We start from the raw sequence: 10,507 nt of genomic DNA on the forward strand, positions 1-10,507 counted from the left end.
GGGTGGGGATGGGTTTAGCGGCGCCGCCGAAACCCATCCCCCTCCTGACCTCCCCCTTGAAGGGGGAGGAATTATGCGCTTCAGGCGGCCAGCGACGGATAGTCCGTGTAGCCGCGCGGCCCCGGGGTGTATAGCGTGCCTTGGTCGAACTCGGCGAGCGGGGCTCCCTCGCGGAAGCGGCGGACGAGGTCCGGGTTGCCGATGAAATAGCGCCCGAAGGAAACCGCCTCGCCCTTGCCCTCGGTGATGACGCGTTGCGCGCTGGCGAGCTTGAAGCTGTCGTTGGCGATGATCGGGCCGCGGAAATTGGAGCGGGCGAGCGCGAGTGCATCGAGTTCGCGCAGCGGCGAGCGCATCACGTGCAGGAAGGCGAGGCCCATCGGGTCGATGGCTTGCAGCAGTCCGGTATAGGTCGTGACCGGATCGTCATCGAGGACATCGTTGAACGGGTTGGCCGGGCAGATGCGCAGGCCCACGCGCCCGGAGCCGGCTGCGAACGCCATCGCTTCCAGCGCCTCGACGACGAAGCGCAGGCGTTTCTGTGGCGTTCCGCCGTAGGCGTCGTCGCGCTGGTTGGTGTTGGCGGCGAGGAACTGCATCGGCAGGTAGCCGCTGGTGCAATGCAGTTCGACGCCGTCGAAGCCGGCCTCGAGGGCGTTCTCGGTTGCGCGGCGGTACTCGGCGATGACGCCCGGAATCTCGTCGGTGCGCAGCGCGCGCGGCAAGTCGTGCTCGACCATGCCGGCGGCGTCGGTGAAGATCTTCCCGGCGGCGCGAATCGCCGAGGGGGCGACGGTCTCGGTGCCGGGATCCTTGTTGAGGTGGTTGGCGATGCGCCCGACATGCATGATCTGCAGCACGATGCGCCCGCCTTCGCGATGCACCGCGTCGGTGACCTTGCGCCAGCCGGCGATCTGGTCTGCGGTGTGGATGCCCGGCGTGCGGCAGTAGCCCTTGCCGTTGGCGCTCGGTTGCGTGCCTTCGGCGACGATCAGGCCGGCGGTGGCGCGCTGGCGGTAGTACTCGACCATCAGATCGGTCGGCACGTCGCCCGTGCCCGCTCGGCTGCGGGTCATCGGTGCCATGACGATGCGGTTGGCGAGTTCAATGTCGCCGAGCGTGAGCGGGGAAAATAGGTCTGGCATGTCGGGCTCCTTCAGCGGACGCGGATCTTCGGCGCAGGGGTGCCGCGCCGCATCGTCTCGAGGAACTTCTCCAGCGGCGCGGGCGGCGCGACTTCGGGCAGTGATTCCTTGTCGGGACGGTTGGCCCAGAATTCCTTCCACGACGGGAAGAGCTCGTGGAAGGTGCCGGCGTAGGGCTGACGCCCCGGCCAGCGCATCTTCATGTCGCCGATCGGCGGCTTGTTGAGATCCGTGGCGTACCAGTAGCAGGGCAGGCGGCGCCGGAACAGCCAGCGGCCGTCGATGCGCTCGTAGTCGTCCCAGTAGAGCATCTGCATGATCACCCACTCCCCGCCGCACTCATGTTCGTTCTTCGAGTAGACGACGCCGGTGGCGTGGTCGCGGTCGATGAACTCGATGATGTGCTGGCCGAGGTGGTGGGAGGTGCCGGTGAATTGGTCGCGCAGCGTGTCGTCCTGCCAGGCCTTGAAGTGGGCGCGGCCGACCCGCTCGCGGCCGACACGGATGTCGGGCGCGAACAGGTTCACGTGCGCGTCCATGTCGCGCATGTCGAGCGACAGCGAATACTTCGCGACGAGCTGACGGATTTCGTCGATTGATTCGAGCCGGTCGATGCGTTCTTCGAGCGTGGGCGTGCTCATTGCGTCCCTCATTCGAGCGCGGTGACCAGCACGGCGGAGCGGCCGCCATCGACCGGCAGCGCGGCGCCGGTGATATACGAGGCGTCCGGCCCGGCGAGGAAGGCGATCGCTGCGGCGAGCTCGTCGGACTGGCCGACGCGGCCCATCGGGATTAGTTTTTCGGTGTTGCGGCGCGACTTTTCGTCGGCGAGCATGCCGGCGGTGGCCGGGGTCTCGACGACGGCGGGGATCACGACGTTCACGCGGATGTTGTCCGGGGCGCCTTCGGCGGCTGCGGCGCGCGAGAAGTTGATGATCGCGGCCTTCGCGGCGGAATAGCCGGCCATCCAAGGCGTACCGAGCGTGCCGCAGATTGACGACAGGTTCACGATCGCGCCGCCGCGGCCCTTCATCAGCTTCATCGCGGTGCGCGTACCCCAGAAGGTGCCATCGACCGAGGTGCTGAAGTTGGCGTGCCAGTCGGCGGTGGAGGTCGATTCGATGGCGCCCCAGGTGTAGGCCATCGCGTTGTTCACGAGGATGTCGAGGTGGCCGTGGCGCTTGGCGGTGTCTTCGAGCGCGGCGACGAATTGCGCCTCGTTGCCCACGTCGACGACGACCGCTTCGGCCTTGCCGTCCTTCGCGACGATGGCCGCGACGACCTCGTCGAGCGGTTCCTTGCGGCGGCCGCAGATGACGACGGTCGCGCCCTCGGCGGCGAGGCGGTGGGCTGTTGCGGCGCCGATGCCGGAGCCGCCGCCGGTGACGAAGGCGACCTTGCCTTGGAGTTTTCCGGACATGGTCATCCCCTTACTTGAAGTACGAGCCGCCGTTGGCGACGAGATCGGAACCGGTGACCATCGCGGCGTCGTCGGAGGCGAGGAAGGCGACCACGGCGGCGATGTCGGAGGGCTCCGCCATGCGGCCGAGCGGGATGCCGGCGACCATCGAGTCGATCCACGCCTGCGAGACGTTGGCCATGATCGGCGTGTTCACCGGGCCGGGCATCACGTTGTTCACGCGGATGCCGCGCGGCGCGAGTTCGCGTGCGAGGCTGCGCGTCATGCCGGTGAGCGCGGCCTTGGAGGCGGCGTAGTGCAGCGCGCCTTCGCCCGAGATCGCCGCGGTGCTGGAGATGTTGACGAGCGCGCCCTTGATGCCGTGCTTGATCATCACTCGGACGGCCTCGCGGGTGCAGAAGAAGGTGCCGTCGAGGTTGACCTGCATGACGCCGCGCCAGCCTTCGTCGGCCATGTCGCAGATCAGGTCCGGATACACGGTGGGCTTCTCGCCGCGGGCCATCTGTTCGCCGCGGTCGTTCATGCGCGCGAGCAGCTTGTCGAAACCGTCGTTCTTGGCGCTGCCGATGCCGGCGTTGTTCACGAGCACGTCCAGGCGGCGGTAGCGGCCGTCGACTTCCTCGAACAGGGCCTTCACCGCGGCGCTGTCGGCGATGTTGCAGACGCGCGCGATGCCGTCCTTGCTCCCCGCGAGGTCCAGCGTTTCCTTCGCGTTGGCTTCGTTCACATCGACTGCGACGATGGTGGCGCCTTCCTGCGCGAGGCGGAGTGCGATTGCGCGTCCCATGCCCTGGCCGGCGCCGGTGACGACTGCCACTTTCCCTGCGAATCTCATGCCTTGTCTCCTGGAAATGTCTGTTTGCGTGGGGTGAGCGTAGGGATCCCGCTCCGGCGTGCCATCGTCCGATGGGACTATCGCCGGATAAGCGGGATGCCCCGTGGGTTCAGGCGGCGTGCGCGAGGCGTGCGTCGGAGAGCGTCTGGTTCGTCCACGCCTTGAAGGCGCGGCGGAAGTTGCTGACGCTGCTGTAGCCGAGCATGTAGCCGATCTCCTTGGGCGTCAGCGCGGTGTGCTGCAGGTACTGCATCGCGAGATCCTTGCGCGTGTCGTCGAGAATCTTCTGGTAGCTCTGGTCTTCGTCGACGAGCCGCCGGCGCAGCGTGCGCGCGCCGATGTTGAGGTGGCCGGCCATCTCCTCCAGGGTCGGGAAGTCGCCGGGATGGTTCACCAGGTGGTCGCGGATCAGCTCCGACAGCCGCACGTCGCGTCGCTGGCGCGCGGCGAGCATCTCGCATTGGCTCGCGCACAGCTTGAAGACCTCGGGGTTGGCGAGGCTGATCGGATCCTGCAGTCGGTTGATGTCGAAGACGACGAGGTTGCGCGACTGGTTGAAGTAGATCGGGCAATTGAAGCGCCGGATGTAGGGCGTCACGTCGGCAGGCTGCGGGAAGGTCAGGTGCAGCTCGAGGATCGGGAAGGGGCGGTTCGTCAGGGACGACGCGAGCTGGATGGTCTGGCTGACGAACTCCTCGACCGCAAAGCGCATCACGTCGCCGAGACGATAGACGTCGTGGATCTCGGAGAACCAGCGCCCGTGCTTGATGTAGTTGGTGGTCGAGAAGATGTGCTCGTTGAGGCCGCGGTAGCGATCGTAGAGTTCGCGCGAGTCCTTGAGTGTGGAGGCGCTGAGCGCCGCGTAGCCGAGGATGCCCAGGTCGCTGACGCGGAATTCCTCGCCCAGCGCGATGCCGAGCCACGGGTTGCGCGTGAGCTCCAGCATGTTGAGGATGACGCGCCGGTACTGCGGCGGGTGCGGCTGGAGGCCATGTTCCTGAAGCTGCCCGGCGCGCAGGCCGGTGCCGGCGAGCACGCGCTCCGCGCCAATGCCGCGGCTGGCCATGCGGGCGAGATAGAAGTCGAGTTTGCCAGTCGGTTTCAGATCATTCATCGCCGTCTCCGTCCGTATCTGTCGCTTGCCGGGTCGCTGGCTGGGGTGCTTGCCGCGCCTCAGGCCGTGGGGGAATCGTCGTCGATGACCGGTGGGCGCGCATCACCCGATCGCATTAAATCCCCTTCCGGCCCGATGGTTTAGGGTGCGAACGGCGCGTAATGCAAAGGAACGATGCCGGTTTGCGCGCCGCGGACGACAGTTCGCGCACGTCTTGTGATACCGGAACGGAGGTCGCCGATGAACGAAATGCAGCGAATCATCCAGGCTGCCGCGCGCCAGCGCGGGCGCGGCGAGATGGCTGCGCTGGCCACTGTGGTGGCTGTCGAAGGATCGACCTACCGGCGCCCCGGCGCGCGCATGCTCGTGAGCGCGGACGGCGAGGCCGAGGGCGCGATCAGCGGCGGCTGTCTCGAACGCGATGTCTTCCGCCAGGCTGCCCGCGTGCTGCACCACGGCCAGCCCGCCGTGACCGTGTATGACTCCACCGGAGAAGATCTCGACGAAGGCTACGCGCTCGGCTGCAACGGGGTGGTGGTCGTGCTCGTCGAGCCCCTTGCGCCCGACGGGCCTGCCGCGGCGCTCGACTTCATCGCGGAGTGCCTGCGACACCGCCGAAAGGGTGTGGTCGCCACGGTCTTCGCGGTGCAGGGTGAGGTCGGGACGCGCATCGGCGCGCGCCTCACGCTCGCGGACGACGGTTCGACTTGTGCAACCGGGATCGATGATGACTCGACGCGCGACCGGCTGTTGGCCGAGGCCGGCAAGGCCTTGCGCGCGGGGCGTTCGGGGCGCGCTCGGATCCGCATGCCAGCAGGGGAAATCGATGCGTTCGTCGAGTTCGTCGCGCCGCCGCTGGCGCTGACTATCTTCGGGGCCGGCCACGACGCCGTGCCTCTCGCTCAGTTTGCGCAGGCGCTCGGCTGGCACGTGAGTGTGGTGTCGCGCACCGCCGGCCATCGCATCCACGCGCGCTTCGCTGCCGCCGAACGCGTGCTCGTCGCGGACGCGGGCGATGCGCTCGACGGGCTGGCGGACGAGGGCGGGGCGATCGCCGTGGTGATGACGCACAACTTTTTCGAGGACCTGCGCGTGCTGCGTGCGCTGATCCCGCGCCGGCCGCGCTACGTCGCGCTGCTTGGCCCGAAACGCCGCACCGCGCGCCTGCTCGCCGCGTTGGAGGCTGAGGGTCTGATGCCGCGCGGCGAGGCAGCGTCCTGGCTGCACGGGCCCGCGGGACTGGACATCGGTGCCGATACGCCGGAAGAGATCGCGCTGGCGATCGTCGCGGAGATCCGGGCCGCAGTCACGGGGCGCAGCGGCGGGCTCGCGCGGGAACGGCGCGGGCCGCTGCATCCGCGGAACGAGGCGCTCGAAACGACGCTCGCCTTGTGCGTGCCGCGCAGCGAGGTGGTCTGCGGGGTGGGCGTCGACTGACGGCCAGCGCCCCGCAGATATTTCTCGGGCGGAAGGCGACCGTTGCCCCCTTGCAGAGATCAGGCCCGCCCGAACACGCGCCTGAACAGCGCGGCGATGCGATCGAGGAAGACCTTGAACACGACACCGACGACGTTGATCGAGTCTTCCTTGCGCGGCACGGCACGCGGAGGCGGGGAGGCCTCCGCCGCAACCTGCGCCGCATAGCCGCTGTCGCCCGTGGCGGCCGAAGCCGTGGAGGTTTCATCACGCGGCACTTCGAGCAGTGCGCGCACGTTGTTCACGTACTTTTTGATGATCTGGGCCGACACACCCTCGATCATCCCGCGCCCGACCTGCAGTATGCGCCCCGTGAGGTCGATGTTCGACTCGCAGCTCACTTCGGTGCCGCGGCCGTCGGGCGAGGGGGTGAGTCGGGTGACGATCGTTCCGCTCACGGTGCCGCCGCCGCGCTCGTTACCCGACGCGAGCAGCTTCACCGTGCGGTTGGCGACGTCCTTCTCGACGTAGGTGATCGTGCCCTGATACTGGGCCGTGACGGCGCCGATCTTAAGCTTCACCGCACCGATGAAGCTGTCGGGATTCACGATCTCCGTCAGCGAGGCGCCCGGCATGCAGGCGACGACGTTCTGAGGGTCGAGCAGGAACTGCCAGACCGCGTCGACCGGCGCGGCGACCTCGAATTTCTCCTGGATTTGCAGGGCCATGTCCGTTCCTTGGTAGTAGTTGTAGTGGTTCTTGCGGCGCTTTAGCCGAGGCAGGCCGCGGTTTCGCTGCTTTCGGCGCTCACTGCTTTTTCGCTTGCGGCGACACGGCCATAGACCGTGTTGCGGCGCCAGAGGGAGCGGCCGATGGCGGTGGCGATGCGATTCATGCCGATGCCGTCCATTTCCTGGCCGTTCAGGCCGCCGGCCGCGCGTGTGATCGATTCATACATCAGCGTGCCACCGAGGTCGTTGGCGCCTGCCTGCAGGCACCTCGCTGCGCCCGCTGGCCCCATCTTGACCCACGAGGTCTGGATGTTCGGGATCAGCGGGTGCAGCGCGAGGCGCGCGACCGCGTGCATCAGCACGGCCTCGCGCGCCGTCGGGCCGGAGCGGCTGCCGCCCTTGTGCCACAGGGGCGATTCCATGTGCACGAAGGGCAGCGGCACGAATTCGGTGATGCCGCCGGTGTCGCGCTGCAGCTGGCGCAGCTTGAGGAGGTGGCGGGCCCAGTGGCGCGGGGTGTCGACGTGGCCGAACATGATCGTCGAGGTCGTGGGCACCCCCACCTCGTGGGCGGCGCGCACGATGGCGAGCCACTCTTCGGAGCCCAGCTTGTCGGGGCACAGCTTCGAACGCACCTCGTCGTCGAGCACTTCGGCTGCCGTTCCGGGCAGGCTGCCCAGACCCGCGTCGCGCAAGCGGCGCAGGAACGCGGCCGGTGACAGCCCCAGGGTGGCCGCGCCGTGGCGGATCTCGAGCGGCGAGAAAGCGTGGATGTGCATGTCCGGCACGGCGTCCCGCACTGCTGCCACGATGTCGAGGTAGGACTGGCCCGTGTAGTCGGGGTGGATACCCCCTTGCAGGCAGACCTCCGTGGCGCCGCGTCCGTGTGCTTCCAGGGCGCGCTGTCCGACTTCGTCGGCCCCGAGCACGTACGCGGGGCCGCGCAGTGATTCGGAGCTGCGCCCCTTCGCGAAGGCGCAGAAACCGCAGCGGTGCTTGCAGATGTTCGTGTAGTTGATGTTGCAGTTGGCGACGAACGACACGCCTTCGCCGACGGTGGCCGCGCGCAGGCGGTCAGCTGCCTCGACGACGGCCGTGTAGTCGGCGCCGCGCGCCTCGAAAAGGGTGGCGATCCCATCCTCGGCGAGGTTGCGGCCGGCGCTGGCCTCGTCGATCAGCCGGAGGACAGTGCTCGACGGCGCACGCGCGTTGCTTCGGGCGCCGCCGCCAATCGACGGCGGGAGCGGGGCACCGGTGCCGGCGTGCCAGGCGTTGTCACGCGCGAAGCCCGATGCGTCGGTGCGGTGCAGGATGGCGCGTGCGAGGTCGTGCGCGGTCCATCGGGCGGCGTCGCGGGCGTAGGCAGGGACCAGCGCGAGGCGCTCGACGAGTTCCCGCCCGGCTGCCTCGGTTTCCTGCCGCAGCGCGGCGATGTGCGGCCACACGGCCTCGGGATTCACATGGTCGGGCGTGACCGGTGAAATCCCGCCCCAGTCGTTGATGCCGGCGCGGATCAGCGGTGCCAGTTCGCTCGGGCGCAGGTTTGGCGGCGCCTGGATCGACATGGTCGGGCCGAAGATTAGGCGCGCCATGGCGATCGTCCATTGGTGATCGGCCAGATCCGGCTCGGGCGCGTCCGCCATTGCGGTGCGCGGCTTGGCGCGGAAGTTCTGGACGATGATCTCCTGGATGTGGCCGTGACGACCGTTCAGTTCGCGCAGGGCGAAGAGGGCCTCGATCCGTTCGAGGCGCGTTTCGCCGATGCCGATGAGGATGCCGCTGGTCATCGCGATCGCCTGCTCGCCGGCGGCGTGCAGGGTCGCGAGCCGCACGTCGGGATGCTTGTCGGGGCACTGCCAGTGCGGGCCGCCACGCTCGCACAGGCGGGTGGCCGTTGATTCGAGCATCATGCCTATCGATGCCGCATGCGGTCGCAGACGGGCGAGCTCCGCCGCCGAGAGCGTCCCGGGATTGAGGTGCGGCAGCAATCCCGTCTCGTCGAAGATGCGGCGCGCCATCGCGGCGACGTAGTCCACCGTGCTGTCGAAGCCCAGCGCGGCGAGTGCCTCGCGCGCGGCCGGGTGGCGCAGCTCGGGCCGTTCGCCCAGCGTCAGAAGGGCCTCGCGGCAGCCGGCTTCGGCCCCGGCGCGGGCAATTGCCAGCACCTCCTCCGGACTGAGATAGGCCGATGTTCCTGCGCGCGGACTCTCGGCAAAGGTGCAGTAGCCGCAGCGGTTGCGGCACAGGTGCGTGAGGGGGATGAAGACCTTGCGCGACCAGCCGACCGCGGTGCCGTGGCCGGCGAAGGTCAGTGCTTCCGCCGTTGCCAGAATCGGTTCGAGTTCGGGCGCGGCTGCGAGAATCGCAGCGCCTGTGGCGTCTAGCCTCAGTCCCGCGCGTACGTCGGCAAGGATTCGCTGTGCACTGTCGGCCATGGCATGGGATTCCGGTGGAGGGTGGGGAAGTGGCGGCCCGCTGGGTCGCGGCGGGGCGTCAGAGTGTGGGTAAGTGAGTGGGGGAGCGGATGCGCGAAGTGCGCGAGGTCGGCCGGCAGATCGACGTCGAAAGCCAGTCCCGGCCGCTCGACGATCGTCGGCGTCAGTCCGCAGCGCAGCGCCTCGGCAAGGTGGATCGGGAAACTTTCCGTGCCGAACTGGAAGCGGAAGCCGCTGCCGGTCTTGAGATAGATGGCGTTGGTGCCCACGCGGGCCTGGTCGGGTGCGAGCGCGAGGCCCGCCTGGCGGCCCCGCAGTACGAGCTCGTCGATGTCCTCCGGACGCGCGAGCGGCAGGTCGCCGTGCATCACGACGAGTTCAGTCGCTCCGCGCTCGGCGAGGGTGAGACCGGCCTGCTGCACCGAGCCGTTCAGCCCGAGGCCGCGGTCGGGCAGGATTTCGATGGGGCGGGAGGTGAGATTGGTTGCGGGGGTGACGATGGCGACCCGATTGACCAGTGTCGAATCGAGCAGTGCGTCGAGCACGCGATCGAGCATCGCGCGCACCAGGCGCTGACGCTCGCCCGGGCCGAGGACGCCGGCCAGCCGACCCTTGCCCAGGGCGGGCAACTTGATCGGGATCAGCGCCCAGCAACTCACCGTCGGCCCCGGTCAGTCGGCGTACGCGGCGAGTGCGCCGGTGATGCGCACGCCTGCCCCGTCCACCGCGTAGTTGCGGTTCATGAAGATCAGGATCGAGGTCAGTGCCTCGGCGGCGGCGGAGTTCGCCAGCGCCCCGGCATGCAGGCCGCGCAGGCCGGCGTCGTCGGCGAGCGCCGCGACCACGGCGCGTGCCGGCTTGTCGTCGCCGAACACCAGCACGTCGCATTCGACCTCGGCATCGGTCGCGAGCTTGTGCGCCGCGACGTTGTGGAAGGCGGACACGAGACGCACGTCCTCGCCAAGCAGCGCCTGCGCGCGCAGCGCCGCGCAGCCTTCCGGCGGCAACTGGACCCGCATCACCTTGGGCGGCACCAGCGGCACGGTGGTATCGACGACGATCTTGCCGGCGACCGCAGGGCGGATCTCCTCGAGCACGGTGGCCTGCGAGGAGAAGGGAACCGTCACGACGACGATGTCGGCCTGGCGTGCCGCGTCGAGGTTGGTGCCGGAGGCGATCTCGCGCCCCAGTTCGGCCCCCAGCGCGTCGGCCGCCGCACGGGCCTTGTCCGCGTCGCGCGACCCGATGACGACCTTGTGGCCGTGCTTGGCCCAGCGTCGTGCAAGCGCCGCACCCAGGTGCCCCGTCCCGCCGATCACGCCGATAATTCGTTCTGTCCCGTTTGTCATGTCTGGCCTCTTTTCGATGTGAGGCCAAAGCTATCAGCCGGGGGAGGCGGGCAGCATCGTTC

10 protein-coding genes are annotated in these 10,507 nt (G+C 68.6%); 1 reads left to right on the forward strand and 9 read right to left on the reverse strand.

The window, feature by feature from the left end; all coding sequences use genetic code 11:
• Positions 1 to 80: 80 nt before the first annotated feature.
• The 5 genes from GPA27_RS26745 to GPA27_RS26765 all read right to left on the reverse strand — a co-directional run bounded on the left by GPA27_RS26745 (position 81) and on the right by GPA27_RS26765 (position 4,514).
• Complete coding sequence (locus GPA27_RS26745) at positions 81 to 1,145, reverse strand: alkene reductase (protein WP_169143467.1); 1,065 nt, start codon at positions 1,143 to 1,145, stop codon at positions 81 to 83.
• A gap of 11 nt (positions 1,146 to 1,156) precedes the next feature.
• Complete coding sequence (locus GPA27_RS26750) at positions 1,157 to 1,786, reverse strand: nuclear transport factor 2 family protein (protein ID WP_169143468.1); 630 nt, start codon at positions 1,784 to 1,786, stop codon at positions 1,157 to 1,159.
• A gap of 8 nt (positions 1,787 to 1,794) precedes the next feature.
• A complete protein-coding gene (locus GPA27_RS26755; protein ID WP_169143469.1) occupies positions 1,795 to 2,565 on the reverse strand; it encodes an SDR family NAD(P)-dependent oxidoreductase in 771 nt (256 codons plus the stop codon).
• 10 nt (positions 2,566 to 2,575) lie between these two features.
• Positions 2,576 to 3,400, reverse strand: coding sequence for an SDR family NAD(P)-dependent oxidoreductase (locus tag GPA27_RS26760; RefSeq protein ID WP_169143470.1), 825 nt, complete (start codon positions 3,398 to 3,400; stop codon positions 2,576 to 2,578).
• A gap of 109 nt (positions 3,401 to 3,509) precedes the next feature.
• Entirely contained in the window at positions 3,510 to 4,514 is a 1,005-nt protein-coding gene (locus GPA27_RS26765) for an AraC family transcriptional regulator (RefSeq protein WP_169143471.1), read from the reverse strand.
• Between the two features lie 240 nt (positions 4,515 to 4,754).
• Between GPA27_RS26765 and GPA27_RS26770 the strand changes: the two genes are divergently transcribed.
• Positions 4,755 to 5,951, forward strand: a complete 1,197-nt coding sequence (locus GPA27_RS26770; RefSeq protein WP_169143472.1) for an XdhC family protein — start codon at positions 4,755 to 4,757, stop codon at positions 5,949 to 5,951.
• A gap of 59 nt (positions 5,952 to 6,010) precedes the next feature.
• Here GPA27_RS26770 and GPA27_RS26775 read toward each other — a convergent pair whose 3' ends face one another.
• Genes GPA27_RS26775 through npdG form a run of 4 tightly spaced genes read right to left on the reverse strand, consistent with a single transcriptional unit; the run spans position 6,011 to position 10,445 of the window.
• Positions 6,011 to 6,658, reverse strand: coding sequence for an SRPBCC family protein (locus GPA27_RS26775; protein ID WP_169143473.1), 648 nt, complete (start codon positions 6,656 to 6,658; stop codon positions 6,011 to 6,013).
• 41 nt (positions 6,659 to 6,699) lie between these two features.
• Positions 6,700 to 9,096, reverse strand: coding sequence for a 5-amino-6-(D-ribitylamino)uracil--L-tyrosine 4-hydroxyphenyl transferase CofH (gene cofH, locus GPA27_RS26780; RefSeq protein WP_169143474.1), 2,397 nt, complete (start codon positions 9,094 to 9,096; stop codon positions 6,700 to 6,702).
• Complete coding sequence (gene cofC, locus GPA27_RS26785; protein WP_169143475.1) at positions 9,048 to 9,755, reverse strand: 2-phospho-L-lactate guanylyltransferase; 708 nt, start codon at positions 9,753 to 9,755, stop codon at positions 9,048 to 9,050. Before cofC ends, cofH begins: the two co-directional genes overlap by 49 nt.
• A 12-nt stretch (positions 9,756 to 9,767) precedes the next feature.
• Entirely contained in the window at positions 9,768 to 10,445 is a 678-nt protein-coding gene (gene npdG, locus GPA27_RS26790) for an NADPH-dependent F420 reductase (protein ID WP_169143476.1), read from the reverse strand.
• Positions 10,446 to 10,507: the final 62 nt, after the last annotated feature.

Source organism: Aromatoleum toluolicum, from assembly GCF_012911005.2.
Classification (GTDB): domain Bacteria; phylum Pseudomonadota; class Gammaproteobacteria; order Burkholderiales; family Rhodocyclaceae; genus Aromatoleum; species Aromatoleum toluolicum.

Excerpts from the sequence above, each read along its gene's own strand:
- GPA27_RS26760 (WP_169143470.1), bottom strand. The coding sequence starts at position 3,400 with ATGAGATTCGCAGGGAAAGTGGCAGTCGTCACCGGCGCCGGCCAGGGC.
- cofH (WP_169143474.1), bottom strand. The coding sequence starts at position 9,096 with ATGGCCGACAGTGCACAGCGAATCCTTGCCGACGTACGCGCGGGACTG.
- GPA27_RS26745 (WP_169143467.1), bottom strand. The coding sequence starts at position 1,145 with ATGCCAGACCTATTTTCCCCGCTCACGCTCGGCGACATTGAACTCGCC.
- GPA27_RS26770 (WP_169143472.1), top strand. The coding sequence starts at position 4,755 with ATGAACGAAATGCAGCGAATCATCCAGGCTGCCGCGCGCCAGCGCGGG.
- GPA27_RS26775 (WP_169143473.1), bottom strand. The coding sequence starts at position 6,658 with ATGGCCCTGCAAATCCAGGAGAAATTCGAGGTCGCCGCGCCGGTCGAC.
- npdG (WP_169143476.1), bottom strand. The coding sequence starts at position 10,445 with ATGACAAACGGGACAGAACGAATTATCGGCGTGATCGGCGGGACGGGG.
- GPA27_RS26765 (WP_169143471.1), bottom strand. The coding sequence starts at position 4,514 with ATGAATGATCTGAAACCGACTGGCAAACTCGACTTCTATCTCGCCCGC.
- GPA27_RS26750 (WP_169143468.1), bottom strand. The coding sequence starts at position 1,786 with ATGAGCACGCCCACGCTCGAAGAACGCATCGACCGGCTCGAATCAATC.
- GPA27_RS26755 (WP_169143469.1), bottom strand. The coding sequence starts at position 2,565 with ATGTCCGGAAAACTCCAAGGCAAGGTCGCCTTCGTCACCGGCGGCGGC.